Annotated in this window: 26 protein-coding genes; 12 read left to right on the forward strand and 14 right to left on the reverse strand. The window is 72.8% G+C overall.

Annotated elements, in window-relative coordinates:
* Positions 1-332: 332 nt before the first annotated feature.
* The 9 genes from ACFYPN_RS22895 to ACFYPN_RS22935 all read left to right on the forward strand — a co-directional run bounded on the left by ACFYPN_RS22895 (position 333) and on the right by ACFYPN_RS22935 (position 10,337).
* Complete coding sequence (locus ACFYPN_RS22895) at positions 333-1,436, forward strand: glycosyltransferase family 4 protein (RefSeq protein ID WP_389300695.1); 1,104 nt, start codon at positions 333-335, stop codon at positions 1,434-1,436.
* On the forward strand, positions 1,433-2,923 hold the full coding sequence (locus tag ACFYPN_RS22900; RefSeq protein WP_358757700.1) for an exopolysaccharide biosynthesis polyprenyl glycosylphosphotransferase: 1,491 nt from the start codon (positions 1,433-1,435) through the stop codon (positions 2,921-2,923). The genes ACFYPN_RS22895 and ACFYPN_RS22900 overlap by 4 nt, the downstream gene beginning before the upstream one ends.
* A gap of 2 nt (positions 2,924-2,925) precedes the next feature.
* Positions 2,926-4,353: an O-antigen ligase family protein gene (locus ACFYPN_RS22905; RefSeq protein ID WP_389300595.1), complete on the forward strand. Its 1,428-nt coding sequence runs from the start codon at positions 2,926-2,928 to the stop codon at positions 4,351-4,353.
* Positions 4,350-6,122 carry a murein biosynthesis integral membrane protein MurJ gene (gene murJ, locus ACFYPN_RS22910; RefSeq protein ID WP_389300598.1) on the forward strand — a complete coding sequence of 591 codons (1,773 nt, stop codon included), beginning with the start codon at positions 4,350-4,352 and terminating at the stop codon, positions 6,120-6,122. The genes ACFYPN_RS22905 and murJ overlap by 4 nt, the downstream gene beginning before the upstream one ends.
* The gene (locus ACFYPN_RS22915; RefSeq protein WP_358757696.1) at positions 6,112-6,924 is read left to right on the forward strand and encodes a polysaccharide deacetylase family protein; all 813 of its coding nucleotides are present in this window, start codon (positions 6,112-6,114) and stop codon (positions 6,922-6,924) included. The genes murJ and ACFYPN_RS22915 overlap by 11 nt, the downstream gene beginning before the upstream one ends.
* The gene (locus ACFYPN_RS22920; protein WP_358757694.1) at positions 6,921-8,051 is read left to right on the forward strand and encodes a glycosyltransferase; all 1,131 of its coding nucleotides are present in this window, start codon (positions 6,921-6,923) and stop codon (positions 8,049-8,051) included. Before ACFYPN_RS22915 ends, ACFYPN_RS22920 begins: the two co-directional genes overlap by 4 nt.
* Complete coding sequence (locus tag ACFYPN_RS22925; protein ID WP_358757692.1) at positions 8,048-8,740, forward strand: lipopolysaccharide biosynthesis protein; 693 nt, start codon at positions 8,048-8,050, stop codon at positions 8,738-8,740. The genes ACFYPN_RS22920 and ACFYPN_RS22925 overlap by 4 nt, the downstream gene beginning before the upstream one ends.
* Entirely contained in the window at positions 8,737-9,897 is a 1,161-nt protein-coding gene (locus ACFYPN_RS22930; RefSeq protein ID WP_358757690.1) for a GNAT family N-acetyltransferase, read from the forward strand. The genes ACFYPN_RS22925 and ACFYPN_RS22930 overlap by 4 nt, the downstream gene beginning before the upstream one ends.
* A 134-nt stretch (positions 9,898-10,031) precedes the next feature.
* Positions 10,032-10,337: a chaplin gene (locus ACFYPN_RS22935; protein WP_358757689.1), complete on the forward strand. Its 306-nt coding sequence runs from the start codon at positions 10,032-10,034 to the stop codon at positions 10,335-10,337.
* A gap of 95 nt (positions 10,338-10,432) precedes the next feature.
* On the opposite strand, the gene ACFYPN_RS22940 is transcribed toward ACFYPN_RS22935, so the two are convergent.
* Both ACFYPN_RS22940 and ACFYPN_RS22945 read right to left on the reverse strand, forming a co-directional pair.
* On the reverse strand, positions 10,433-11,293 hold the full coding sequence (locus tag ACFYPN_RS22940; RefSeq protein ID WP_358757687.1) for a tyrosinase family protein: 861 nt from the start codon (positions 11,291-11,293) through the stop codon (positions 10,433-10,435).
* Between the two features lie 18 nt (positions 11,294-11,311).
* The gene (locus ACFYPN_RS22945; RefSeq protein WP_389300604.1) at positions 11,312-11,776 is read right to left on the reverse strand and encodes a tyrosinase family oxidase copper chaperone; all 465 of its coding nucleotides are present in this window, start codon (positions 11,774-11,776) and stop codon (positions 11,312-11,314) included.
* A gap of 215 nt (positions 11,777-11,991) precedes the next feature.
* Here ACFYPN_RS22945 and ACFYPN_RS22950 point away from each other — a divergent pair, with 215 nt between their 5' ends.
* Positions 11,992-13,296: a cytochrome P450 gene (locus ACFYPN_RS22950; protein ID WP_389300607.1), complete on the forward strand. Its 1,305-nt coding sequence runs from the start codon at positions 11,992-11,994 to the stop codon at positions 13,294-13,296.
* Positions 13,297-13,359: 63 nt separating this feature from the next.
* Positions 13,360-14,481: a glycoside hydrolase family 26 protein gene (locus ACFYPN_RS22955; protein ID WP_389300609.1), complete on the forward strand. Its 1,122-nt coding sequence runs from the start codon at positions 13,360-13,362 to the stop codon at positions 14,479-14,481.
* A gap of 49 nt (positions 14,482-14,530) precedes the next feature.
* Here ACFYPN_RS22955 and ACFYPN_RS22960 read toward each other — a convergent pair whose 3' ends face one another.
* From ACFYPN_RS22960 to ACFYPN_RS22975, 4 genes are all read right to left on the reverse strand, one after another.
* Positions 14,531-15,019 carry an NUDIX domain-containing protein gene (locus ACFYPN_RS22960; RefSeq protein WP_358757679.1) on the reverse strand — a complete coding sequence of 163 codons (489 nt, stop codon included), beginning with the start codon at positions 15,017-15,019 and terminating at the stop codon, positions 14,531-14,533.
* Between the two features lie 10 nt (positions 15,020-15,029).
* Positions 15,030-16,634 (reverse strand): apolipoprotein N-acyltransferase, encoded by a 1,605-nt coding sequence (gene lnt, locus ACFYPN_RS22965; protein ID WP_389300613.1) that lies wholly within the window; start codon positions 16,632-16,634, stop codon positions 15,030-15,032.
* 109 nt (positions 16,635-16,743) lie between these two features.
* Entirely contained in the window at positions 16,744-17,307 is a 564-nt protein-coding gene (locus ACFYPN_RS22970; RefSeq protein WP_358757675.1) for a hypothetical protein, read from the reverse strand.
* Positions 17,308-17,376: 69 nt separating this feature from the next.
* On the reverse strand, positions 17,377-18,162 hold the full coding sequence (locus tag ACFYPN_RS22975) for an aspartate/glutamate racemase family protein (RefSeq protein ID WP_358757673.1): 786 nt from the start codon (positions 18,160-18,162) through the stop codon (positions 17,377-17,379).
* A gap of 57 nt (positions 18,163-18,219) precedes the next feature.
* Between ACFYPN_RS22975 and ACFYPN_RS22980 the strand changes: the two genes are divergently transcribed.
* Positions 18,220-19,401 carry a glycosyltransferase gene (locus ACFYPN_RS22980; RefSeq protein ID WP_389300616.1) on the forward strand — a complete coding sequence of 394 codons (1,182 nt, stop codon included), beginning with the start codon at positions 18,220-18,222 and terminating at the stop codon, positions 19,399-19,401.
* A gap of 9 nt (positions 19,402-19,410) precedes the next feature.
* On the opposite strand, the gene ACFYPN_RS22985 is transcribed toward ACFYPN_RS22980, so the two are convergent.
* The 8 genes from ACFYPN_RS22985 to ACFYPN_RS23020 form a co-directional block, all read right to left on the reverse strand.
* A complete protein-coding gene (locus ACFYPN_RS22985) occupies positions 19,411-20,760 on the reverse strand; it encodes an ammonium transporter (protein WP_358757670.1) in 1,350 nt (449 codons plus the stop codon).
* 92 nt (positions 20,761-20,852) lie between these two features.
* The gene (locus ACFYPN_RS22990) at positions 20,853-21,812 is read right to left on the reverse strand and encodes an urease accessory protein UreD (RefSeq protein ID WP_389300619.1); all 960 of its coding nucleotides are present in this window, start codon (positions 21,810-21,812) and stop codon (positions 20,853-20,855) included.
* Between the two features lies 1 nt (position 21,813).
* Positions 21,814-22,434 (reverse strand): urease accessory protein UreG, encoded by a 621-nt coding sequence (gene ureG / locus ACFYPN_RS22995; RefSeq protein WP_358757667.1) that lies wholly within the window; start codon positions 22,432-22,434, stop codon positions 21,814-21,816.
* Positions 22,435-22,457: 23 nt separating this feature from the next.
* Positions 22,458-23,204, reverse strand: a complete 747-nt coding sequence (locus ACFYPN_RS23000; protein WP_389300623.1) for an urease accessory protein UreF — start codon at positions 23,202-23,204, stop codon at positions 22,458-22,460.
* A 9-nt stretch (positions 23,205-23,213) separates the two neighbouring features.
* Positions 23,214-24,938 carry an urease subunit alpha gene (ureC, locus tag ACFYPN_RS23005; RefSeq protein ID WP_358757665.1) on the reverse strand — a complete coding sequence of 575 codons (1,725 nt, stop codon included), beginning with the start codon at positions 24,936-24,938 and terminating at the stop codon, positions 23,214-23,216.
* Complete coding sequence (locus ACFYPN_RS23010) at positions 24,938-25,453, reverse strand: urease subunit beta (protein ID WP_358757663.1); 516 nt, start codon at positions 25,451-25,453, stop codon at positions 24,938-24,940. The genes ureC and ACFYPN_RS23010 overlap by 1 nt, the downstream gene beginning before the upstream one ends.
* Positions 25,450-26,469: a cobalamin biosynthesis protein CbiX gene (locus ACFYPN_RS23015; RefSeq protein WP_389300627.1), complete on the reverse strand. Its 1,020-nt coding sequence runs from the start codon at positions 26,467-26,469 to the stop codon at positions 25,450-25,452. The genes ACFYPN_RS23010 and ACFYPN_RS23015 overlap by 4 nt, the downstream gene beginning before the upstream one ends.
* Positions 26,466-26,771, reverse strand: a complete 306-nt coding sequence (locus ACFYPN_RS23020) for an urease subunit gamma (protein WP_275495626.1) — start codon at positions 26,769-26,771, stop codon at positions 26,466-26,468. The genes ACFYPN_RS23015 and ACFYPN_RS23020 overlap by 4 nt, the downstream gene beginning before the upstream one ends.
* Positions 26,772-26,785: the final 14 nt, after the last annotated feature.

Genomic DNA, 26,785 nt, shown 5'->3' on the forward strand with positions numbered 1-26,785 from the left:
TGCGAACAGCCCAGTGGGGTGCGGCATTCGGGTCCGTCGCGACCGGTCGCACGAGCGAGTCATACACGCGTTCCGGCTGACAGTCTGTCAAAGTGCACTTCGGTTTAACCCATTTTCCGTCCTCGCGCGAAAGCGCGGCGCGAACAGCCCCGCCCGGAAAGGCGGCGCCCCTGACCGCACCCGGAAATCACAGAGAACGCATGTGCACACCCTTTCGGCCGGTCGCCTTCTGTGGACCCGCCACACATCGGAGGTGCGTACGAAAACTGCCGAAGGCGCCGCGAGAACGTCACCCCGGAGCAATTTTGAAGATCCTTCACCTCGTTCAGCCCGTGGAGGGCGGCGTCGCCCGGGTCGTCGTCGATCTCGTGCGGGCGCAGGTACGCACCGGACTCCGGCCCGTCGTGGCGTGTCCGTCCGACGGCCCGCTGGCGGCGCGGGCATCCGCCGCGGGCGCGGAGGTCCACGAGTGGCGGGCCGTTCGCAACCCCGGCCCCGGGCTGGCCCGGGAGATCGCCGGAGTCCGGTCACTGATCCGGGAACACCGCCCGCAGGTGGTGCACGCGCACAGTGCGAAGGCGGGTCTCGCGGGGCGGATGGCGGTACGCGGCCGGATCCCGACCGTCTTCCAGCCGCACGCCTGGTCGTTCGAGGCGGTACGGGGAGGCACCGCCTCGGCCGCGCTGAAGTGGGAGCGTTTCGGGGCGCGTTGGGCGGACCGGGTGCTCTGTGTCAGTGCCTCCGAACGTACTGCGGGCGAGCGGGCGGGCATCGCGGCCCGCTGGTCGGTGATCCACAACGGCATCGATCTCGCCCACTTCCGCCCGGCCGGACCCGGGACCCGCGCCAACGCCCGGGCCGTGCTCGGTCTCCCCGACGGGCCGCCGCTGCTGGTCTGCGTCGGTCGTCTGAGCCGGCAGAAGGGTCAGGACGTCCTGCTGGAGGCATGGCGCGCGATGCGCCCGGGAACTGCCCGGCTCGCCCTGGTGGGCAGCGGGCCGGAGGAGGCCCGGTTGCGCGAAGCGGCTCCGGCCGGGGTGCTGTTCGCCGGTGCGGCCGATGACGTCCGCCCCTGGATCCACGCGGCCGACGCCGTCGTCCTGCCCTCGCGCTGGGAGGGCATGGCCCTCGCGCCGCTGGAGGCGATGGCCTGCGGCAGGCCTGTGGTGATGACGGACGTGGCCGGAGCCGGGGAGAGCCTGCCGCCCGGGCAGCACGCCCACTGCCTCGTCCCGCCGGACGACCCGCCGGCCCTGGCCCACGCGCTCACCGCCCTGCTGTCCGACCCCTCCCTCCGTACGGAACTCGGCCTCGCCGCCCAGCTCCACGCCCGTGCGGGCTTCGACGTACGCAGAACCACCGCGCAGGTCACCCGCCTCTACCAGGAACTTGTCCACCCGTCCGGCACCACGACGAGAGAGCGCACCGAGCGATGACGACGGAGAGTGCATCACTCCCGGGCACTGCCCGGGGGACCACGCTGCCCCTTGCTTCTGCCACCGTCCATCGACCACGCGGCGGCCCGGTCCGGCGCTACTCCGAGCCGGTCGTCCGGCAGGTCGGCCGCCACCGGCTGACCGTCCTGCTCGTGGGGGCGGACGGGCTCGTCGCGGTCCTCGCGCCGGCGGTGGGTCCCGCTCCGCGCTGGCCGCTCGCCGTCTTCGCGGTCCAGGCGGCCGCGCAGTTGCTGTTGCTCTCCTCCCGCGGCCTGTACCGGCCCCGGCTGTCCCGCTCGGCGGCGGCCGAGTTCCCGGCGGTCCTCGGACTGACGCTGCTCCAGTGGTTCGTGACCGCCGAGACCCTCACCACGTACGACACCCGTTACGCGATCGGCTGGACCACGCTGCTCTGCGCGGTGGGGGTGCAGTCGCTCTTCTGCTGCGTCGCGCGCGGTGTGGTGTACCGGGCCGGCGTGCGCGCGGCCGCCCGCCATCCCCGGCCGACCCTCGTCGTGGGATCGGGCCCGCTCGCCCGGAGCACCACGACCGCCCTGAGGGACCGCACCGAGTACGGCCTCCGGGCGGTGGGCCGGGTCGCGCTGTGCGTGACGGACCTGGGCCCGGTGGCGGACGACATGCCGACGGGCCCGACGCCGGTCCTGCGCACCCGGGAGGAGGTGGAGCGGACCGTCGCACGCAAGCGGGTGGGGCACGTGCTGTTCACCGAGCATCCGGCGGCGACGCCCGAGGGCACCGAACTCTTCGCGCTCCTCGCCGGCCACGGCTGCCGCATGTGGCTGATCGAGCCCCCGGCGACGGGCGCGATCCCCGAGCACCGGCCCGCCCGCCCGGACCACCTGTGGGGGTACTCCGCGCACCGCCTGCATGCCGGGCGCAGGCATCCGTTCTCGCACGCGGTCAAGCGCGCGATGGACATCGTCCTCGCCTCCGTCGCACTGCTGGCCGCCTCCCCCGCGCTGGCGGCCTGCGCGTTCGCGGTGCGGCTCTGCGACGGGCCGGGCGTGCTCTTCCGGCAGGAGCGACTCGGCCTGCACGGCGAGCCGTTCACCCTCCTCAAGTTCCGTACGCTGCGGCCCGCCGACGCCCACGAGTCGGCCACCCGCTGGAACGTCGCCGGCGACCGGCGGATGAGCGCGGTCGGCAAGGCGCTCCGCCGCACCTCCCTGGACGAGCTGCCGCAGTTGTGGAACGTCCTGCGCGGGGACATGAGCCTGGTCGGCCCTCGCCCCGAACGCCCTTTCTTCGCCGCCCAGTTCAGCAGCATCCACCCCGGCTACCAGGCGCGCCACCGGATGCCCGTGGGCATCACCGGGCTCGCCCAGGTGAACGGCCTGCGCGGCGACACCTCGATCGAGGACCGCGCGCGCTTCGACAACCGGTACATCGAGACCTGGTCCCTGTGGCAGGACGTCTGCGTGCTCGCCCGCACCGTCCTCTCCCTCTTCCGGTGCGGAGGCAGCTGAGCATGACACCCCCCACGACCGACGCTCCGGTCGCACCCGCCCCCGGCCCGTCGCCGACGATCACAGCGACTCCGGCCCCGTCGGCGCAGGCGGCTCCGTCGCCGGGGCACAACTCCGCCCGGACCCCGGCCGGCGCGCTGGACCTGTGGACCCTGCTGCCGCTGGTGGCGACCGTCCTGCTGCTCGCTCTCCCCGTCCCCGGTGCCGGTACCCCCGGTTCCGGCGGCGCGCTACCGGCCGACCTGGCGTCGGGAGTGGCGGTGCTGAGCTGCCTGGTCCGGCTGTGGGCGCGGCGCGTGCGCCCCCTGCCGGGCGGCGCGGCGCTCGTCGCCGGACTCGCGGTCACCGGGTTCGCCGTGGCGACCGTCACCGCCTCGGACCCGGTGGCGGCGGTGCCCGGCTTCGTGCGCTACCTCCAGATCTTCGTCCTCGTGCCGCTCGCCGTGTGCCTGACGATCCGGGACGCCCGCGGGTTCCGGCTCCTCACGGCGGCGCTCGTACTGCTCGCGCTGGTCCAGGGGTTCATCGGAATCCGCCAGTTCGCCACCGGCACCGGGGCCTCGTACATGGGCGAGGAGGTCCGCGCGGTAGGGACCTTCGGTCCCGGCGACATCATGGGCATGGCGACGGTCGTCGCGTACGGACTGCTCGCCGCCGTCCCGTACGCGCTCTGCCCGCCCGCCTCCGCCCGCCGGTGGTTGCGCCCCTGCGCGCTCGCCGTCACGGTGGGGCTGCTCGTGGCCCTCGCCGTCTCGTTCAGCCGTGGCTCGTGGATCGCGACGGCGCTGGCCGCGCTCACGGTCGTCGTCCTGACCGGGCGGCGCACGGCGACGCGGTCCCTGCTGGTCCTGGGCGCGCTGTCGGTGGTCCTGGTCGGCGGGTTCGGTATCGGCTCCGACATGGTCCGGGAGCGGCTCTCCAGCGTCACCGACGTGGCGCAGGCCCCCGACCGCTCCGTCAACGACCGCTACACCCTGTGGCAGGCCGCCGGGAGCATGTGGCGGGAGCGTCCGGCGACCGGCGTCGGCCTCAAGGGCTTCCCGGAGTACCGCGACGGCCACGCCTCGATCGGCCTCTCCTCCGGCAGCGACACGGAGGGGGCGGGCCAGGCGTTCCGCAAACAGACCCTGCTCTCCCCGCACAACATGTACCTGCTGGTCCTCGGCGAGCAGGGTCTGATCGGGTTCGTCACCGTCGTGGGCGGCTGGCTGGCGGTGCTCGTGGCGTCGGTGCGCGCCCTGTTCCTCGCGCGCCGCGGGCGGACCGGCGCGGTCGACTGCGGGCTGGTGGCCGTGGGGCTGGTGGTGTGGCAGGCCGTCGACTTCCTCTACTCGGACATCGGCGGCCCCACGACCGTGCTCACCGGTGTCGTACTGGGGCTGGGCGCGTGGTGGGCGCTGGCCGCCCCGCAGAGGGCGGCCGGAGCGTGAGCGACACCACGACCGGGGCCGATACCTCCGCCGGCCCGCCGCCCGGAGCGGAGGAGCCCGGAGTGGCGGCGCCCCGCCGGGCGCCGTACCCGGACCCGGGCCGGCCGGTGGCCGGGGCTCCGGCGGTGGATGCCGTCGCCACCGGCGGGGCAGTGTCCCGCCGGCCCGCCCCGGTGCTGTCGCGGTTCCTGGCGCGTGCCGCCGCGGCGACCGCGGGGCTGACCCTGGTCGGCGCCGTGCTGGGGCTGCTGCGCGACCAGACTGTCGCGCACTTCTTCGGCGCGGGTGGTGACAGCGACGCGTTCCTGGTCGCCTGGACCGTCCCGGAGATGGCGGCGACGCTGCTGATCGAGGACGGGATGGCGCTGCTGCTGGTCCCGGCGTTCAGCCAGGTGCTGGCTCGCCGGGCGGCCGCGGCCGGCCCGGACGGCACGTCCGAGGAGCCGGTCCGCGCGTTCGTGGCGGCGACGCTCCCGAGGCTCTTCACCCTGCTCGCCGGGGGCGCGGCGCTGCTCTTCGTGGGCGCTCCCTGGGTCGTCGGAATGCTGGCTCCGGGGCTGGCCGATCCCCGGCTGGCCGTGGACTGCACCCGGCTGACCGCCGTCACGGTGCTCACCTTCGGGGTCACCGGATACTTCAGTGCGGCGCTGCGGGCGCACGGGAGTTTCGGGCCTCCGGCCGCCGTCTACGTCGCGTACAACGCCGGCATCATCGCGACGACCCTGGGTCTGCACTCGGTATGGGGGGTCCGGGCCGCGGCGGTGGGGGTGGCGGCGGGCAGTGCGCTGATGGTCCTGGTTCAGATTCCCTCCTTCTGCTCCCGGGTGCTCGTCCGGGAACACGGTGGGCGGCTCAAGCGCCCGGGGGCGGGAATCCCGGCCGTGCCCCGCCTCCCGCGCTCCGCCCCGCGACTGCCCGGCGCCGCCGTCCTCGCGCCCGTGCTGCTCTTCGTGGTGAGCCGTCAGGCGCAGGTGCTGGTCGAGCGGTTCCTCGCCTCGACGCTGCCCGCCGGCTCCATCTCGCACCTGAACTACGCGCAGAAGGTCGCGCAGATGCCGATGGTGCTGTCGTTGATGATCTGCACGGTGACCTTCCCGGTGGTCGCGCAGGCGATGGCGGACGGCGACCGGGAGAGCGCCCGGCTACGGGTCGAACGAGATCTGGCGCTGGCCGCGCTGGTGGTCCTGCTCGGCACCGCGATGGTCATCGGTTACGCCCCCCAGATCATCGAAGTGCTCTTCCAGCGCGGGGCGTTCGGTGCGGAGGACACCCGTGCCACCGCCGGGGTGATGCGGGTCTACGCGCTCGGCCTCCTCGGCCACTGTCTCGTCGGTGCGCTGGGCCGGCCGTTCTTCTCCGCCGGGCGCCCCACCTGGTACCCCGGCTTCGCGATGGTGACCGGGCTGGTGGTCACGACAGGTACCGGGTTCGCCGTGACGTACTCCTACGGCGTTCTCGGCATCGCCGCCGCGAACGCCGTGGGCATCACGGTCACGGCCGCGCTCCTCCTCCAGGGGCTCGGCTCCCGGGTGGTCGCCATCGAGGTGCGGACCGTGAGTCTCTCCCTCCTCCGACTGGGGGTGCCGGCCGCCGTCGCGGCCGCGGCCGGCTGGGCCTCGGCGGCCGCCGTGACCGAGCCCGTCCCGGGTCTCGCCGCGGGGTGCGTCCTCGTCCCCTCCGTCTTCCTCCTCACCGGACGCGTGTGCCGGGTTCCCGAAGTCATCCATCTGCTGGCCCTGACCCGACAGAGGTTCATCCATGGCAACTGACCCGCGGGCGCGCGTCGCCGCACCCCGCTCCGTCCTCCCGCGCCCGACCGCCGCCGGCCGACCGTGGATCTGGACCTACCACTCGGTGGGCGATCCCTCGGACGACCCGTACGGCATCACCGTCTCCCCCGAGCGCCTGGAAGCCCAGCTGACCTGGCTGCGGAGCCGCCGCCTGACGGGCGTGGGCGTGGGGACCCTGCTGCGGGAGCACGCCAGGGGCAGGCGCGGTCTGGTGGGCCTGACCTTCGACGACGGGTACGCCGACTTCGTGGACGAGGCTCTGCCCCTCCTCCGCCGCCACGGCTTCACCGCCACCGTGTTCGTGCTGCCGGGCCGTGACGGCGGAACCAACGAATGGGACCCGGAGGGCCCGCGCAAGCCGCTCCTCACCCACACCCAGATCGGGGGGCTCGCCCGCACCGGAATGGAGATCGGCTCCCACGGGCTCTACCACCGGGACCTGACGGCCCTCCCCGACCAGGAGCTCCACGCGGAGACCCGGCGCAGCCGCGACCTCGTCCGGGAACTCACCGGGACCGCCCCGGAGGGCTTCTGCCACCCGTACGGCTACGCCGACCAGCGGGTGGTCGACTCGGTGCGCGAGGCCGGGTACGCGTACGGCTGTGCGCTGCAACCCGGCGTCCTCGTCGGTGAGTTCGCGCTGCCGCGCACCCATGTCGGCCAAGCGGACCAGGGCCTGCGGCTGCGCGCGAAGGAGCTGCGGCACCACATGCGCCACCGGGCGGGCCGCGCACCTTCGGGGCCGGTCCCCTCGGGTCCGCTCGCGGAGGCCCGCCGGTGAAGGTGCTGCACGTCATCACGGGCCTGGGAATCGGCGGCGCGGAACAGCAGTTGCGGCTGATGATTCGTCATCTGCCGGTGCACTGCGACGTGGTGACGCTCACCAACCCCGGAGCGGTGGCCGAGGGGCTGCGCGCCGACGGGGTACGCGTCACCCACCTCGGTATGGCGGGAAACCGTGACCTGAGGGCCGTGGGCCGGCTCACCCGGCTCGTCCGTCGCGGCGCGTACGACCTCGTGCACACCCACCTCTACCGCGCCTGCGTCTACGGGAGGATCGCCGCGAGACTGGCCGGGGTCCGCGCCGGCGTCAGCACCGAACACTCCCTGGGGCACGCGGAGATCGAGGGCCGTCCGTTGACCGCCGGCACCCGTGCGCTCTATCTGGGGACGGAACGCCTGGGTTCCGCGACGGTCGCCGTCTCTCCCACCGTGGCCGGCCGGCTGCGGCAGTGGGGGGTGCCGGACGAGCGCATCCACGTGGTGCCGAACGGCATCGACGCGCGGGCATTCCGGTTCGACGCCCACTCCCGGAGCGCCACCCGTGCACGCATCGGCCTGCCCCCGGACGCGTTCGTGGTCGGTGGCGTGGGCCGACTGGTCCCGGGCAAGCGGTTCGACGCGCTCGTCCGGGCCGTCGCGGCGCTGCCCGGCGTCCGGCTGGTGCTGGCCGGGGAGGGGCCGGAGCTCACGTCGCTGCGCGCACTGGCGGAGCGGCTCGGGGCGGCGGACCGCGTCCTCTTCCTCGGCGCGTGCGACGCCACCGGACCCGGCCCTGACGTGCCCGCGGTGCTCGGCGCGGTCGACGTGTTCGTCTCCGCCTCCCGCGAGGAGTCGTTCGGGCTGGCCGCCGTGGAGGCGCTCGCGTCGGGTCTGCACGTCCTGCACCACGCCTGCCCCGCACTCGACGACCTCCCCGCCGGCAGTGCCCCCGGCGCCCGCCGGATCACCGGCGATCCCACCGAACTCGCCCGTGCCCTGAGGGGTCTGGCGGATCTCGGTCCCCAGCGCCTCCCCCCGCCCGCCGCCGTCGCCGCGTACGACATCCGGCGCAGCAGCCACCACCTCATGGACGTGTACCGCCACGTCCTCGCCACGTCCCGCCCCCTGGAAAGAGCAGAGTCATGACCGAAACCCCCGCCCAGACCCCGGCCGCTCCCGGACGGACCCGCAGGCTCCGCTCCGCTCTCCGTCCGCCCGTCTGGTGGCCGCTGCCCGCCTGCGCCCTGCTGGGGGCCGCCTGCGGAATCTCGTACGGGTTGCTCACGCCGAAGAGTTACGAGGCCACCGGGTACGCGATGACCGTCGCGGCGGCGAAGACCACCGACCCGGCGGCGGCGCTGGGATACGCGCAGTCGTACGGCCGGCTGGCCACCGGCGACGCGACCCTCGGCTACGCCCAGGGCGCGGCGGGCGAACCGCTGCGGAAGCTGCGGGGCCACGTCCGTGCGGAGACCTCCCCCGACTCGCCGATGATCGCTGTCACGGGCACGGCCAAGCGGCCCCGGCAGGCCGCCGAGATCGCCGACGCCGTGGTCGAGGCGCTCATCGTCAGCGGAGGCCACGTCTCCAAGGACACCGGCGTGAAACTGATCCGGTTCACCCACGCCGTCGCGCCGAGCGACCCGGCCTCACCCTCCGTCCCGCTCTCCGCGGCGGTCGGCGGCAGCGCGGGCGGACTCGTCGGCGGGCTGCTGCTCCTGGTCCGGCGGCGTCCCGAGGAGCACCCGGCCCCGGCCGCGGCTCCGGCCACGGTGCCGGGCCCCGCGCACGAGGCCGAGTCGCCGGTGACGGTGGAACGGGAGACCACGCGATGACATCCGGACCACACGACGGGCTGAGCGTCACGCTCTGCCGGGACGGCCTGGATTTTGCCGCCCTCGCGCCGGAGTGGGACGCGCTGCACCGCGCCTGCCCGTCGGCCACACCGTTCCAGAGCCACGCCTGGCTGCACTCCTGGTGGCTGTCGTACGGGCAGGACAGGAATCTCCGGGTCGTTCTGGTCCGGCGCTGCGGGCGGCTGGTCGGTGCGGCGGCGCTGCTGCTCTCCCACCGTCCGATGCCGGTGCTGATGCCGATGGGCGGGGCGATCTCGGACTTCTTCGACATCCTCGTGGACGAGGGATCCGGGGAGGCGGAGACGGAGGCGGTGGTCGGCGCCCTGGCGCGCGGCCTCCACCGGGCCGCCCGCTCCAGCGTGATCGATCTGCGTGAGGTACGCCCGGACGCCCTGGCGCAGCGGCTCTTCACCGGCTGGACGGGGCCCCGGGTCCGGCTCTCGGACTCCACCTGCATGGAGCTGCCGGCCGCGCCGCTCGCCACCCTCGCCCAGGGGTTGTCGGGCTCCCGCGCCCAACGGGTGCGGGCCAAGCTCAGGAAGGTGGAGGCGCTGGGCGTGGTGTGCCGCGAGGTGCCGGTCGAACGGGTGCCGGGGACCGTGGGTGATCTGCTGCGGTTGCACGCGTTGCAGTGGAGCGGGCGGGGCGTCAATCCCGAGCACCTGCGCCCCCGGTTCGCGGCCCATCTGACACACGCGGCGGGGCGGATGGTCCGCGACGGCGGGGCAACGCTCACGGAGTTCCTGCTGGACGGGGAGGTTCTGGCGGCGAACCTGTCGCTGCACGCGGGTCCGCTGACCGGCTGTTACCTGTACGGTGCGCACCCTCTGTTGCGGGAACGGAAGGTGGACGTGGCGACCCTGCTGCTGCGCGAGATCTCGCGGCAGGCGGCTGCCGACGGCCGGCGGACGCTGAGTCTGCTGCGTGGCGCGGAGCAGTACAAGAGCTACTGGCAGCCGGTCTCGGTGGTGAACCAACGGCTGCTGCTCTCCCGGCCGGCGCTCGAGCCCGTGCTGCGGCTGCGTGCGTCCCAGGTGGCCGCGAGGGACCGGGCGGCCAGGACGGTGAAGGCGCGCTTCCCCGCCGCGCGGGACTGGCACGAGCGGCTCAACGCTCTGACGGGGGTGGGTCACTGAGCCATCCGGCGGAGCCCTGCCCAGAACCTCCGCGTGCATCCGTTACCGCCCGCCGTCCCCCGCGTTGGTCAGTCAGTGCGGGGCCGCAATACCCCGCAGTCCCACAACGAAACGTTCTTCCCTAGGAGTTCTTGATGTCGCGTATCACGAAGGTCGCCGCCCTCCTGGCGGGAACCGGCGCCCTCATCGCCGGCGGCGCCGGCTTCGCCTCGGCCGACGCCGGGGCCGGTGCGGTCGCCGCCGGCTCCCCCGGTGTCATCTCGGGCAACGTCATCCAGGTGCCCGTGCACGTCCCGGTCAACGTCTGCGGCAACACGATCAACGTCGTCGGCCTGCTGAACCCGGCGTTCGGCAACACCTGCGTCAACGGCTCGGCACGGCCGCAGCCGCTTCAGCACGAGGACGCCTACGAGGGCGACCACGACGCGTACGGTCACTGACCCGAACGCGCTGACGGCGGCCGGTCTCCCCTCCTCATCCCGGGAGGGGAGACCGGCCGCCGTGGTGTCGGCACCGGCTGGCGGTGAGCCTGCCGTCAGGCGTAACGGTAGACGCGGCTGTGGTCGAGCAGCCCGGAGGGCGCGACGCCCCAGGGCGGCAGCGGCTCGCCCCGGGCGAACACCCGGCCGCGTTGCGGGTCGTCGCCGGTGAGTTCGCGGACGGGGAGGTAGCCGGAGCCCGGATGGGCCTTCTGCCAGCGGTCCCACAGCCGGTCGATGAACGCGTGGTGGAGCCAGAAGACCGGGTCGTTCGGGGAGCCGGCCCCCGCCATCGCGCCGCCGACCCAGCGGTGCACCTGGTTGTGGTTGCTGATGGCGCGCTCGCCTCGGATGCCCCATCCCTCCACCCGGTTGCGGAAGCCGCTCCGGCTGAGGCTGTTCCACGGCTCGGTGTCGTACACCGGGTCGTCCAGTGCTCGCTGCACGTCCTTCGCCGTGGGCAGGGCGACCGGATCGGACGGCCGCCCGAAATTCCGCGTGAGGAAGGGGTCGTCGCTGACGCCGTCGCGGATGGACCAGTTCCCCTCCCGGTGGGCGAAGGGGCCCGTCGTGACCTGCCGGTCACCTTGCCTCCCGTTGCCACCCAGGAAGTCCGGCGTCCATGGCGGCCCTCCCGGCGAGCGGTCGAGGGTCCAGTCCCAGTACGGGACGGAGACCGCCGGGTCCCTCTCACGCAGAGCCTGTTCGAACTCCAGCAGGTACCGGCGGTGCCAGGGGAAGAACGAGGGGGTCATGTGCGCCGCCCGGGGCCGGTCCTCCCCGTCGGTGACGTAGAACTCGCGGTGCATGGCCACGAAGTCGTCGTACCTCCCCGAGCGCTTGAGCGTCAGCACGGCGTCGACGAACCTCTTCCGTTCGGTCCGGGTGAGATCGCGCTGGTTCTTTCGGCTGTACACCTTCCACCTGCCCTTCGGTCAGATGCCGCGGGGCGCGGCGGACAACCGCGCCGTGCCCAGTACGTCGACCGCGGCGCGCGCGGCCGCGAGGGGCGTCGGATGCGACTCGTAGTGGGCGGCCATGCTGAGGTAGCTCCCGTCGGCCCGGCGCATGAGGTGCAGGGGAGCGCCGTCGATACTGACCTCGGGGTGGAGTCCGGCGCTCGCGGCGCAGACGCCGGGCCCGGCGTCGCCGCGCGGCCCGGCGTCCGGGTGCACCCGGATCGTCCTCCCCCGGTAGGTCTCGGTGATCTCCCCGGGTCGCGCGAGGACCGCGGTGGATGCCGTGCCGCCGTCGCTTTCCCGGCCTCGCGCGACGATCGGCTCCCACGCGGCCCCGGTTCCGGCCACGACTCCCACCGCGAACACGGCGCGCAGCACGCCCCTGCGGGTGGTCGCGCTCCGTTTGCCCGCGGGGCCTCGGATCTTCCTGCTCGAACCCATCTGCGTCCGCCTCCCTCTCTCACCGGTGCGCTTGTCGGTGCGGCTGCTATCCACGCCCATCAGACGGTGCGTGCCGCCCTCCCGCCCGTAACGGCTCGCCGTACCGCCGGTCAATCCCTCAACCGTGGGAAATCGGGGCCGTTCGCGGCCGTGTCGGACCCCGGGCGTGTAAGGCCGCGACAGCATGGGAGACCCGACTGCCGAAAGTGGTGGACATGAGCGTGCCCGGACAGGTCCCCGGTCTGCGTACGGAGCGTGCGCGGAACACCGGGCGTCCGAAGGACATCGATCTCGCGGACCCCGCGTTCTGGCGGCTCCCGCGTGCCGAGCGGCTGCGGGCCTTCGCGCTGCTGCGCGAACTCGACGCTCCGGTGCGGTTCACCGCGCGCAGCGGCCGGGAGGCCGGGCTCTCCTTCTACGCCTTGGTGAGACACGCCGACGTGAAGGCGGCGAGCCGTCGGGCGGACGTCTTCGCGAGCGCGCCGGGCGTCACCGTCCCGGAACCCGCCCGCTGGGCGAAGGCCGTCTTCGGCAACTCCATGGTGAACATGGACGGCGCCGACCACACGGGACTGCGCCGGATCGTCTCCCGCGCCTTCACCCCGCGCCTGCTGGCGGAGGCCGAGGAGAACATCACCCGGGTGACGCGCCGCCTGGTGGACGAGGCGGTGGCCGACCGCTCCACCGACTTCATGCGGTCGGCCCCGGCCCGTCTGCCCTTCGAGGTCATCTGCGACCTGATGGGCATTCCGGGGACGTACCGGCCGTGGATCTCCAGCCAGATCGACCACGCGTCGAGCCACGTCGGAGTGGAGCGGCGCGGGCTGGCCCGCGTCCGGGTGCCGGGCCGGGGGCTGCGCTCGCTCGCCCGTATGCAGCTCGTGATGGCGCGGCTCGCGCACGAGCGCCGCCGCCGGCCCACCGGCGACCTGATCTCGGCGCTGGTCCGCGCCGACGTGGACGGACAGTCGCTCGACGCCCGTGAACTCGGTGCCTTCTTCTCATTGCTGCTGGTCGCGGGGGTCGAGACGACCAGGAACGCGCTGGCGCACGGAATGGCACTGCTGTCGCGGTTCCCCGAGCAGCGCACCCTGCTGATGTCCGACGTCGACCGGCACATCGACGGGGCGGTGGAGGAGATCGTCCGGCACTCCACGCCGATCATCCAGTTCCGGCGGACGGTCACCACCGTGCACGAGCTCGGCGGGCACACCTTCCGCCCGGGTGACAAGGCCGTGCTCTTCTACGCCTCCGCCAACCGCGACGCGTCGGTGTTCGCGGAGCCGGACCTCTTCGACATCACCCGCTCACCCAACCCGCACCTGGGGTACGGGGGCGGCGGCCCGCACCACTGCCTCGGGGCGCACCTGGCCCGCCTGGAGATGCGGGCCCTCTTCACGGAGGTCCTCCTCCGGACCGACACGGCGCGGGCGCTCGGCGATCCGGAGCTGGTGGACTCCAGCTTCGACAACCGGGTCCGCGGTCTGCCGATGACCTTCGATTCCGTCCCGACGCCGTAGGTGGTGTCCGCCCGTGGAGCCGAGCCGCCGGACCGGCTCGTCCACCGATCCCGAGGAGCAGCCGTGTCCCGTAGTCGCCGTATCGTCAATCTCTGTGTGGGTACGGTCGCGGCCGGTGTGCTCGCCGTCAGTGGTGTCTCCGGCTTCCGGGTCACCGGGGCCGGTTCGGCGGACGGCGCCGGACCCCACATCGATCCGAGCGGTACGGCGGTCGGCGCCTATCTGGATTACGGGCCCGCGGGCGTGGCGCGCATGGCGGAGATGTCCCGGTGGCTCGGCGGGAAGGACCTGCGTGTCGGGCACAGCTATCTCCCGGGCGATCTCTGGGTGAACATCGAGGGCTCCGTCGACTTCCTGGGCGCCTGGGCGGCCTGGCGGCAGGCGAGGCCCGACCGGATGTTCGTCCTCAACACGCCGATGCTGGACCGGAACGAGGTACGGGTGTCGGATGCCACGGTGCGCAGGCGGCTGCGGTCCGGAGCCGCGGGCCTGTACGACCTGCATTTCCGCAAGCTCGCCGAGCGGCTGGTCGGGCTGGGAGTCCCGGACACCGTGATCGTGCTCGGCTGGGAGATGAACGGCACGACCTACGCCCACCGGTGCGGGCCCGACCCGGCGGCCTGGAAGGCGTACTGGCAGCGGATCGTCACCTCCATGCGCGCGGTCGCGGGCCAGCGGTTCCGCTTCGACTTCGCGCCGAGCCGGGGACGGGACGCCGTGCCCTGGACCGAGTGCTATCCCGGTGACGACTTCGTGGACATCGTCGGCATGGACTCGTACGACCAGCCGCCGGGCGAGGACTTCGACGACCAGGTGCACGGGGAGTACGGGCTGCAGAAGCACGTGGACTTCGCGGCCGAGCACGGGAAGCCGATCTCCTATCCGGAGTGGGGTCTCTTCCGCAACGGCGACAACCCCGCGTACATGCGCCGGATGCTCGAATGGATGGATCTCCACCCGCCCGTCTACCAGACGATCACGGACTACTGCCCGCACGGGGTGTGGGGGTGCACCGGGAACCCCGAGGCGTCGAAGCTCTACCGGTCCTTCCTGATGGACGAGAACCGGCCGGCGCCCGACCCCGCCGGTAGCTCCCCCGGCCCCGGCGAGTGGTGCTTCCCGCTCGCCCTGAGCGGCTGGATCACCGACTGGGCGAAGAGCCAGCGGCTCTGCGTACGGCTCTGACGACGGAGACGGCGCCCCGTCGGCCTCGCCCTGCGGGGCGCTCAGGCGCTCAGGCGTGGTCCGCGCCGTCGGCGGCCCTGAACCAGGTGGGACCGTCGGTGAGGGACTGCTCGATCCGGAAGCGCGCGAACGCGGCCAGCGGCGGCAGCGCGTCCAGGGCGAACCAGCCCACCTCCAGCGACTCGTCGTCGTTGACGCGCGGCTCTCCGCCCGTGGCCCGGCACCGGAAGGTGACGTCGAGGTACTGGCAGTGGTCCCCGTTGGGGTACTCCACCGGCTCCAGCGCCTCGGTGAGCACCACGCGCTCGGCCACGCAGTGCACGGCCGTCTCCTCGTAGACCTCGCGTTCGGCGGTCCGCGCGGGCTGCTCGCCGGGCTCGGGGATGCCCCCGATGATCGACCACGTGCCGGTGTCGGCCCGCCTGCCGAGGAGGACCCGGCCCTTCTCGTCGAAGACGACCGCGCTCACCCCGGGCAGCAGGAGGAGCTGATGGCCGGCGGTGGCTCTGATCGCGCGGATGAAGTCGGGGGTAGCCATGCGGCAGAGCCTAACGCGCCGTTCGAACGGCCCCGCGGCCCCTGCGGGAGCGGACGGCGACGAGGACCAGACCGGCGACCGCGAAGAGCGCGACGACCCCTTCGGGGAGTGCGCCCATCCGGGTGGCGGGGGTCAGCGAGGACCGCAGGGGGACTTCGTCCACCAGGGCCGCGGGGGTGAAGAACCCGGACTTCTCCACGATCGTGCCGTCCGGCCGGATGATGGCGCTGACCCCGCTGGTGACCGGTACGACGACCGAGCGGCTGTGCTCCACCGCCCGCACCTGGGACATCGCGAGCTGCTGGTAGGTCATCTCGCTGCGGCCGAAGGTGGCGTTGTTGCTCGGTACGGCGATCAGCCGGCCGCCTGCCTTGACGGTGTCGCGCACGGCGTCGTCGAACGCGGCCTCGTAACAGGTGACCAGCCCGACCTTGGTACCGGCTAGGTCGAACACCCCGACCTTGGTGCCGGAGCCGAAGTCGCGCTGGACGCGGTCGACGTCCTTGCTGAAGACGCGGGCGACCGAGCGCATCGGCATGTACTCGCCGAACGGCTGGATGTGCCGTTTGTCGTAGGTGTCCAGGGGGCCCTTCTCCGGGTCCCACTGGATCAGGGTGTTGCGCAGTTTGCCGGTGTCGGGTTCGACGACCGCGCCGATCACCGTGGGGACACCGATGGCCCCGACCGCCCGGTCGATGACCTCACGGGCATCGGGGTTGCGGTAGGGGTCGAGGTCGGAGGAGTTCTCCGGCCAGAGGACGAAGTCGGGCTGCGGTTCCTTGCCCGCCTTCACGTCCGCCGCGAGCTGCTCGGTGACCCTGACGTGGTTGTCGAGCACGGCGCGCCGCTGGGAGTTGAAGTCAAGACCCAGGCGCGGCACGTTGCCCTGGATCGCGGCGACGGTCGCGGTGCCGTCCTCCGCGGAGTTGTCGACCAGCGGGAGCGAGCCGAAGGCGCCCGCGACGGGGGCCAGGACCGCCGCCGCGGCCATCGCGGTAGCCGCGCGCGGAAGTTCTCCGGTCGAGCGGTAGGAGCCGGCCCGCCGGACGGCCTCGAAGAGTCCGAACCCGCAGAGGACCACCGCGAAGGAGAGGAGCGGTGTGCCGCCGAGCGCGGCGATCGGCAGGAAGACGCTCTCGGCCTGGCCGAAGGCGATCTTGCCCCAGGGGAACCCGCCGAACGGCACGCGGGCCCGGACCGCCTCGTCCAGGGTCCAGACGGCCGCCGCCCAGAACGGCCAGTACGCGAGCCTGGACACTGCGGCGATGCCGACGCAGCCCACCGCGACGAAGAGCGCCTCGGCCACGGCCAGCGCCAGCCACGGCACCGCGCCGACGTCCTCGCCGGTCCAGTGCAGCAGCGGCAGCATGAAGCCGAGTCCGGCCAGCAGGCCCAGGCCGAAGGCCGCGCGCGGGCGGCGTTCGTGCAGGACCCAGCCGAGCAGGGCGAAGCCGGGCAGCACCAGCCACCACAGGGGCCGGGGCGGGAAGCTCAGGTACAGCAGCACTCCGGAGAGCACGGCCGCGGCGGGCCTGGCGGCCCGGGCGAGCCGCCGGCGGGGGCGGGACTCGGGAAGGGGCGACGGTTCCTCGACGGAGGTGATGGTGGCGCTCACCTGCGGGAGTCTACGGGCGACGGCTGTGAGCGCGGCAGCGGGGAGACCGGGTGTCCGGTGCCACCGAGCACGGAGCACCGGTCTGCGCGCCGGCGACCGGTTCCTCGGGTCAGGCCTCGGACGGCTTGCCCGTCGCGGGGAGGCGGAGCCGGTCGCGGATGAACCGTACGGCGGCCTCCGCGTTGTCCACGGTGACGGTGAACGAGCGGCCGTCGCCGAGCCGGAGGAGGAGCGCCTCGCCCCGGCGCACCACGACGGCGGTGCCCTGTTCGGGACGCCAGCGGTAGCCCCAGCCGCCCCATTGGCGCGGGGTCACCCGGGGGACGAACTCGGCCCCGACCACATGGGTGAGCAGGATGCGGCGGCGTGGCAGGCCCATGTGGCCGCAGCGGACCTCCAGGGCGTCGCCGTCCACCTTCACCGCGACGTGGACGAAGGCGAGGGTGCCGTAGAGCATCAGGAGGCCGGCGGCGACACAGCCGACCACCGACATCACCAGGGGCGCGACGCCCGAGGTCCAGTTGGAATCGAGGGCGATCTGCACCCCGAGGGCGAGGCACGCCGCTCCCACGAAGGCCAGCAGCCACTGCGCGCGGTTGGTCGCCTTGCCGGTCCACACGGTGGACGGCGCCTGGGTCGAGCCGTGCGCCGCACGGCCGGGGTGGTCCGTCATGCTCAGCAGCGTACCCATGACCCGTGCTCGCGCGGCGGGTGTCGTCCGGCCGGTCGGCGGTGGCCGCGGTCAGCGGGAGGCGCCCACGCCGTTCAGCAGTCTGCCCTCGGCGTAGGTGAGAGCGGCGTCCGGGAGGCCACCCTCGCGGCCGCTGAGGAGGACGGTGAGAGTTCCGGTCGGTTCGGCCGACGGAGCGGGTTCCGCGCCGATGCGGCGCAACGCCTGCGCGGCCACCGCCCCGGCGGAACCGTGCAGGACGACCGGGGGGCGGCCCGGCCGGCGGAGGGCGTCGGCTACGCGGTCCGCGACCAGTTCGTAGTGGGTGCAGCCGAGGACCACGGTGCCGACGGTGGCGGGGGTGAGGGCGGCGGCCGCGGCGACGGCGCGGTCGATCGCGGCCTCGTCGGCGTACTCGATCGCGTCGGCCAGTCCCGGGCAGGGCACCTCGGTGACGTCCGCACCGGCCGCGAAGTCCCGGATCAGCCCGCGCTGGTAGGGGCTGCCGGTGGTGGCGGGTGTGGCCCAGATGGCGAACGGGCCGCCGCCGACGGCCGCGGGTTTGATCGCCGGTACGGTGCCGATGACCGGCAGCGCGGGCTCCAGCTCGGCGCGGAGGGCGGGCAGCGCGCGGACGGACGCCGTGTTGCAGGCGACGACCAGCGCGTCGGGCCGGTGTGCCGCGGCGGCGCGGGCCACGGCGAGTGCGAGCGCGGTGACGTCCTCGGGCCCGCGCGGCCCCCACGGCATGGTGCCCGGGTCCGAGGAGAGCACCAGATCGGCGTCGGGGCGCAGCCGGCGCACCTCGGCGGCGGCCGCCAGCAGGCCGATTCCTGAGTCCATGAGCGCGATCTTCACCCGGTCACCTTATGCCACCCCCCTCCGGAGCCGGGCGGAGTGGGGGAGACTCGGCGGATGAGCGCCGTTGAGTGGATCGCCGTGGGGTCCCTTGTCGCGTGGGTGTGGCTGCTGCTCGGCCAGGGTCTGTTCTGGGTCACGGACCAGCGGCTTCCGGTCCGTTCCGTACCGGCGCACTGGCCCTCGGTCGCCGTCGTCGTACCGGCCCGGGACGAGGCCCCGATCCTGCCGGTGAGCCTCCCCTCGCTGCTGGCGCAGGACTATCCGGGAGAGGTCTTCGTCGTCCTCGTCGACGACGGCAGCACGGACGGCACCGGTGATCTCGCGCGGGAACTGGCGGAGTGCCGCGGCGGGCTGGAACTGCAGGTCGTCACGGCGGGTGAGCCGGAGCCGGGGTGGACGGGCAAGCTGTGGGCGGTGCGGCACGGTATCGCGGTGGCGCGGCGGCGGAGCCCGGAGTTCCTGCTGCTGACGGACGCGGACATCGCCCATGAGCCGGACAGCCTGCGGGAGCTGGTGGCGGCGGCGGGGCCGGCCGGCCCGGACGGCTACGCCCTGGTCTCCCAGATGGCCCGGCTCCGGGTGGAGAGTTTCTGGGAGCGGCTCGTGGTGCCCGCCTTCGTGTACTTCTTCGGACAGCTCTTCCCCTTCCGCCGGGTGAACCGGGCGGGATCCGGCACCGCAGCGGCGGCCGGGGGCTGCGTACTGCTGCGCGACGAGGCCGCGGTGCGGGCGGGGGTGCCCGAATCCATCCGGCAGGCGGTGATCGACGACGTGTCGCTGGCGCGGGTCGTCAAGCGCTCCGGCGGCCGGATCTGGCTGGGGCTCGCGGACCGGGTGGACAGTGTCCGCCCGTATCCGGGACTCGGCGAGCTGTGGCGGATGGTCTCGAGGAGCGCGTACGCGCAGTTGCGGCACAGTCCGCTGTTGTTGGCGGGGACGGTGCCGGGGCTCGCGCTCGTCTATCTCGCGCCGCCGGCGGGGCTGGTGGCGGGGTCCGTGACGGGCGATCCGGTGGCCGCCTGGGCCGGCGGTCTGGCGTGGGCGGTGATGACGGGGACGTACCTGCCGATGCTGACGTACTACCGGCAGTCGCTCTGGCTCGCGCCGCTGCTGCCCTTCACGGCCTCGCTCTACCTGCTGATGACGGTCGACTCGGCGGTCCAGCACTACCGGGGGCGGGGCGCGGCCTGGAAGGGGCGTACCTATCCCCGGCCAAAGGCCGCGCCCGAGCCGTGAGAGCGGCGCCTATTTTGAGTCCTCCCGGGCCCGGAGCAGTCGGGTGATCTGCTTGACGAGCTCGTCGTCACTGGTCACGGACGTGCCGGACACCAGCGCGCCGAGGCGCTCGGCGGTCTGGAAGTCGTACGCGCGCTCCTGCTCCTCGCCCGGCACCTCTTCGTACTCTCCCTTGTCGCGGAAGCCGACGGTCAGGTCGACCGCCTTCGCGATGAGCCAGGTGAGGACGAACGAGAACGCGATCACGGCGAGGATGGCGAGGACCTGTTTGCCCAGGAGCCCCCAGCCGCCGCCGTAGAAGAGCCCTTCCTTGCCGCTGATCCGCGCGGTGGCGAAGAGGCCGACCATGATCAGGCCGATCAGACCGCCGACGCCGTGCACGCCGACCACGTCCAGGGTGTCGTCCACCCCGAACCGGTATTTCAGGGTGATGGCGAAGGCGCAGACGGCGCCCACCACCAGTCCGGTGATGACCGCGCCGAGAGTGTTGATCTCGCCGCAGGCGGGGGTGATGGCGACCATGCCGGCGACGGCCGAGGAGACGACGCCCATGGTGGTGACCCTGCCGGTGCGCCATTTCTCGACCAGTGGCCAGGTCACCATCGCACCGGCCGCGCCGAGCTGGGTGTTGATGAAGGCCGCCGCCGCGGTGCCCTGGTCGCTCAGCGCGGAACCGGAGTTGAAGCCGAACCAGCCGAACCAGAGGAGGCCCACGCCGATCACGACGAGCGGGATGTTGTTGGGCCGCTCCTCGCGCCGGGCGAAGTCGCGGGGTGCCCGGAGCACCAGGGCGACGGCGAGACCGGCCACCCCGGAGTTGAGCTCCACCGGGAGGCCGCCCGCGAAGTCGAGTGCGCCGAGGTGTTTCACGATCCAGCCGTCGGTGTCGAACACCCAGTGGGCCAGCGGGACGTAGACGATCAGGAGCCACAGGACGACGAAGACGAGCCAGCCCCGCATCGTGGCGCGGTCGGCGATCGATCCGCTGATCAGAGCCACCGTGATGATCGCGAAGCCCATCTGGAAGGTGCTGTACACGTAGGTCGGGATGTGTCCGGAGAGCGTCGTGAGTTCGATGCCCCGCATGAAGGCGTGGTCGAGGTTCCCGATCACGCCGGCGCCTCCGACGTCGGGACCGAACGCGAGGGTGTAGCCGATGACCCACCACAGGAGCGTGCCGAAGGCGAGCGCGGCGAAGCTCATCTTGATCATCATCAGGACGTGCTTGGTGCGCACCATGCCGCCGTAGAAGAACGCCAGTCCGGGCGTCATCAGCAGCACCATGGCGGTGGAGGCGAGCAGCCAGGCGGTGTCGCCGGAGTCGTACGCGGGCGGCATCGGCGCGGGAGCGGTGTTCATCGGCGGGCACCTCGGGTGGGCGTGGGGGCGGTTTCTTCGGGGCGGTTTCTTCGCGGTTGATGCGTGGGACGGGCCGCGAGCGAGGGAGCGGGCTACGGTTTGCGCAGGTCCGGGGCCGGGTGGCCGGTGAGCAGCCGGTGCACCGCGTGACGGAGGGCGTCGTGCGCGGCGGCGACCGCGACGGGGCTGTCGTCGAGGAAGCGGACCCAGGCCCCGCACTCCCGGGGCAGCGTGCTGACTCCGAAGAGGACCCCCGAACCGGCCAGTGCCGTGTGCAGGGTGTCGGCCACCTCGGTGGCGGGGGCCCGGTCGGTGACGACGAAGACCGAGGCGACGTGGTCGTACCCGGCGAACACCCCCGGACCCACCACCCCGCCGCCGGGTCCGCCCGGCGTCAGGCGCACGGTGTCGACGGCGAGGAGGGTGCCGTCGGGGCGGGTGACGCGCAGGTCGGTGGCGAGTACGCGGTAGTCGTGGCGCTCCCCCCGCGCGAGCCGTCCGGCGGTGAGGGTGTCGCCGAGCACGACGGTCGCCCCGGGCGCGACCGTGACCTCGGTGTTCTGGTAGAACCGCGAGTCCTTGAAGAGGATCAGCGGATCCGGCAGGTACTCGACGTAGCTGCCCTCCCCCGCCGTCAGGTGCACCCGCTGGCTGGCGAAGTCGTGCTCCATCCGGAAGACCTTGGTGGCCGCCTGGGTGGTGAGGTGCACCTGGGTGCCGGGCCCGCACCGGAAGTCCGTCCGGTAGCGGTCCGCCTGAGCGATCCCGCCGCCCGTCGCCATCAGGTAGACGTGGCTCATACCGGGCATGGCGGGGTCGATCCACAGCGGGCGCATGATCTGGAGGGGCGACTTCTGGTAGCGCTCGACCAGTTCGGTGCGCCCGTCCCGCACCTCGAAGGCGAGGTCGAGCACGCCCACCTTGGCCGGGGAGCCCGGTGCGAGCGTGTCGGGTACGGATGCCAGGGCCACCACGTCCGGGGGGACGCGGACCGCCGTGTAGTACGCGGGGGCCAGCCGGTCGGTCCTGGGGGCGGGAGGGGAGGACCGCACGTCAGATCAGGACCTTGCGGCGCGATTCGAGGTAGAGCGCGATCTCGTCGATGCCTACGCCGGTGAGGCAGTCGGTGAGGACGACCGGGCGGTTGTCGCGGACCCGGTGGGCGTCGGACTCCATGATGCCGATGTCGGTGCGGACGTACTGCGCAATGTCGATCTTGTTGATCACGAGGAGATCGGATTCGGTGATGCCGGGTCCGCGCTTGCGCGGCATCTTCTCTCCCTCGGCGGTGTCCAGCACGAAGAGGAAGAGGTCCACGAGCGCGGGACTGAAGGTGAGGGTGAGGTTGTCGCCGCCCGACTCGTAGAGGAGCGTGTCGGTGTCGGGGAAGCGCTCCAGCATCTCGGCGCCGGCGGCGAGGTTCATGGTGGGGTCGTCCCGTACGGCGGTGTGCGGGCAGGCGCCCGTCTCGACACCGACGACCCGCTCCGGGTCCAGTACCCCGGCGAGGGTCCGGCGGACGTGCTGGGCGTCCTCCTGGGTGTAGATGTCGTTGGTGATGACGGCGGGGCGACGGCCCCGCTCGATCAGCAGGGGCACGAGTGCCTCGATGAGGGCGGTCTTGCCGGAACCGACCGGTCCGCCGATTCCGACGCGCAGTACGTTGTCGTCCATGGGTGCTCCGTGAGGTGTGGGGGTCAGCTGGCGAAGAGACGGGCCTCGGCACGTTCGTGACGGCCCGACATGACGTCCGAGGCGAAGGCGGAGGCGCCGACGTCGGCGAGTTCGCGCCGCAGCGCGGCCTCGACGGCGGCCTGGATGACGGGGGCGACGCCCCGCAGCAGGGTCTGGGCCCTGCGGTGGTCGGTGAGCCGCAGGCGCAGGGCCGCGCCCGCGAAGCTCGCGCAGAACGCGAAGAGGTCCGAGGCGACGGCCTGGCGGACCGGTACGCCGGTCGCCGCGTAGATGATTCCGGCGGCGACCGCCTGGGTTCCGGGGGCTTCCCGGCGCACGACACGGCCGAAGTAGTCGCCGATCTCGGGGCGGTCGAAGACCTCCTGTCCGAGGTCGAGGAGTTGCCGACCGGTCCGGGTGGCGGCCTGGCGCATCTCCCGGCCGAGTTTGGTCGCGAACAGGTGCTCGTCGATCCCGACGACGGCCTCCGGGTCGCCCGCACACGTCGCCCGGTGGGCGAGCGCGAGCGCGGTGGCGTCGGCGGGACCCACCGCGTGCAGCAGCAGGTCCGCCAGGAGGGACGGCAGGCTGTCGGCGTCGACCGCCCCGGTCTGCGCGAACCCCTCCAGGCTGTGCGAAAGCGTGTAGAAGCCGCTCGGGAACGCCGAGTCGGTCAGCTGGAGACTGACCAGCAGCGGTCCGAGCCCTTGGGTGCCGCCCGCGGACCCCGCCCCCGTCATCGGGGCGGGGTCGCCCTCTTCCTGGTACACGCGTCCGCCCTAGACCAGGAAGAACAGGTGGTTGAGGGGGAGTTCCTGGGCGGGGTCGATGGTGGCGACCTTGCCGTTGAGCGTGACCTTGAAGGTCTCCGGGTCCACCTTGATGTCCGGCAGGGCGTCGTTGCGGATCATGTTGTGCTTGCCGATCGTCCGGGTCCGGCTCACCGGCAGGACCATGCGCTCCAGTCCCAGCTCGGCGGGTACCCCGGCGGCGATGCCGGCCTGCGACATGAAGGTGGCGTGCGTCGCCTGAAGCGCCTTGCCGTACTGGCCGAACATCGGCCGGTAGATCACCGGCTGCGGCGTGGGCAGCGAGGCGTTGGGGTCACCCATCTGCGCCCAGGAGATGATGCCGCCCTTGATCACCATCTTGGGCTTGGCGCCGAAGGAGTGGATGGGCCAGAGCACGATGTCGGCGAGCTTGCCCTTCTCGATCGAACCCACGTGGTCGGAGATGCCGGTGGCGATGGCGGGGTTGATCGTGACCTTCGCGAGGTAGCGCAGCACCCGCTGGTTGTCGTTGCGGGCGGAGTCGCCCTCCAGCGTGCCGAGCTTGTCCTTGCAGTGGTGGGCGGTCTGGAAGGCGCGGGTGACGGACTCCCCGACCCGGCCCATGGCCTGCGAGTCCGAGGAGAACATGCTGATCACGCCGAGGTCGTGCAGGACCGACTCGGCGGCGATCGTTTCGGCGCGGACCCGGCTGTCGGCGAAGGAGACGTCCTCGGGGATGTCGTGGCTGAGGTGGTGGCAGACCATGACCATGTCGAGCAGCTCGTCCACCGAGTTCTTGGTGTACGGCAGCGTCGGGTTGGTGGAGGAGGGCAGCACGTTCGGCTCCCCCGCCACCCGCATGATGTCCGGGGCGTGGCCGCCGCCCGCGCCCTCGCTGTGGAAGGTGTGGATGGTGCGGCCGTCGATCGCGGAGCGGGTGTCCTCGAAGAATCCGCTCTCGTTGAGGCTGTCGGTGTGGATGGCGACCTGGACGTCGTGCTGGTCGGCGACGCTCAGGGCGTTGTCGATGACGGCCGGGGTAGCGCCCCAGTCCTCGTGCACCTTGAGGGCGCAGGCACCGGCCACGATCTGCTCGTTGAGCGCCTCGGGGAGGCTGCCGTTCCCCTTGGCCATGATGCCGAGGTTGACCGGGAAGGTCTCCGCCGCCTGGAGGAACCGGGCGATGTTGTACGGGCCCGGGGTGCAGGTGGTGCCGTTGGTGCCGTCGGACGGACCGGTGCCGCCGCCGATGAGGGTGGTGATGCCGTTGGTGAGTGCCTGCTCCGCCTGCTGGGGGGCGATCAGGTGGACGTGGGTGTCGATGGCTCCGGCGGTGGCGATGAGGTGCTCGCCCGCGATGGCCTCGGTGCCGGGGCCGATGACGAGGTCCGGGTGCACGTTGTTCTGGGTCTGCGGGTTCCCGGACTTGCCGATGCCCGCGATGAAGCCGTTCTTGATGCCGATGTCGCACTTGACCACACCGACGACGGGGTCGATGAGGACGACGTTGGTGATCACGGTGTCCAGCGCGCCCTGGGCGCTGGTGGCCTGGGGGTCGGAGGCCATGCCGTCCCGCATGGTCTTGCCACCGCCGTAGAGGACCTCGTCGCCGTACTGGCCCTCGCTGAAGTCCTTCTCGACCTCGACGACGAGGTTGGTGTCGGCGAGGTGGAAGCGGTCACCGACGGTGGGGCCGAACATGTCGGTGTACTGCTTGCGCGGCAGGATGGGCATCAGCGTGAACCCTTCTTCTTGGATTTGGACTTGGCCTGCTTGTCGGCCGCCTGGCCGTCCTTCTCGCTGGACGCCCCGGCGTCCCCGCCCTGCGGTGTCGCCTTGGACCGCGTCTCGCTGTCGTCGGCCCAGGTCCGGCGGGGGCCGGCCCCTTCGAATCCGCGCTCGATGGCCTTGCGTACCGCTTCGACCCTCGCGGGGTGGGAGGCGAGGCTGCCGTTGAGCAGACCGCTGAAGCCGACGAGGCGGCCCGTCCCGGCGTAGGAGCAGAGCTCCACCTCCCGGGTGCCGCCCGGCTCGACGCGCACCGAGGTGCCGGCGGGGATGTTGAGGTGCATGCCGAGTGCCTTCTGGCGGTCGAACGACAGCGCCGAGTTGACCTCGAAGAAGTGGTAGTGCGAGCCGATCTGGATCGCGCGGTCGCCGGTGTTGCTGACGGTCAGCTTGACCGTCCGGCGCCCCGCGTTGATCTCGACGGGGTCCTCGCCGTAGAGGTACTTCTGGCGGAACGTCATGCGGAGCTCCTGACGGATCGGGCCGCGCCGTCGGCGGTCGTGCCGGGGCGCGGATGCGAGGGGCCGTGGTGGTGGCCGGCGTCGTGCCGGTGGTGGTCGTGGTCGTGCGGGTGGCCGTGGTGGTGCGGGTGGCCGTGGTCGTGGGCGTGGTCCTCACCCGGGGGGTGGGTGTGGCCGTGACCCGGGTGCTCGTGGGCGTGGTCGTGGTCCTCGCCCGAAGGGTGGCTGTGGCGGTGGCTGTGACCGTCGTGGTCGTGGCCCTCGCCCGGCGGGTGGGTGTGGCCGTGACCGTGGTCGTCGGCCGCGGAGAGCCCGGCGGAGATTCCGTCGTCGCTCCGCTCGGACCAGCGCCGTCGGGCGTCGAGGGCCCGTTCGGCGAGGATCGTGGCCAGCGCGGTCCGGGAGACCGGGGGGCCTGCGTGCTCGACGCGGATGCCGGGCAGATCCGGTGCACCGGGGGCCGCCGGGTCCGGCACGGCGAAGGCGGCCGACAGAACCACCACCCGGTCGGCGCCGAGGAGGAGGCAGCGCCGGACCCCCTCGGCCGGGTCGGGGTCGCCGCCGGTGAACGCGACCTCGACGAGGGGGTGGTTGCCGTAGCGGCGGACCAAGGCGGTGACCCGGTGCAACTCGGCGTCGTCGAAGGGGTCGCCTGCAGGGGCGGTGACGAGCAGCGCGGAGCCGGAGGGCACCCGGCCGGCCGCCGCGCGCAGCCAGGCGACGAGGTGCTGGGACGTGCCGAAGGGTGCGGTGAGCAGGGCCCGGGGGCCGGTGCGCGGCGGCAGCGCGCGGAGGGTCCGGGCGGTGTCGGCGACGAGCCGCGCGTCTCGCCCCAGGGTCATCGGCACCACGCAGGGAGGCTCTTCGCCCGGTCCGGTCGCGGCGACGGCCCGGTACAGCTCGCGGCCGCCGGCCACGACCGTGACGCCGGAGCCCTCGAGGTCGCGCAGGGCCGATCCGTATCCGGCCTCGTGGCCGCAGACGGCGATCACGCGGTGGTCGGACGCCATGGTCATCCGCCGATGGGGTCGTGACAGGAGACCAGCTTGGTGCCGTCCACGAACGACGCCTCGATCTGCAGCAGACCGAGCATCTCCCGTACCCCGGGCATGGTGTCGGCCTCGCCCACGACGTGACGGCCGAGCTCCATGCAGTCGGCGACGCTCTTTCCGTCGCGGGCCGCCTCCAGGATCGCCTCGGAGATCAGGGCCACGGACTCGCTGTAGTTGAGCTTGAGACCACGGCCCTGGCGTTTGCGGGCCAGGTCGGCCACGACGTACACCAGCAGTTTGTCGATCTCGCGCGGTGCGAGGTTCATCGTCGGTACCTTCC

Origin of the sequence: Streptomyces sp. NPDC005576 (assembly GCF_042871745.1) — a bacterium.
Taxonomy (GTDB): Bacteria; Actinomycetota; Actinomycetes; order Streptomycetales; family Streptomycetaceae; genus Streptomyces.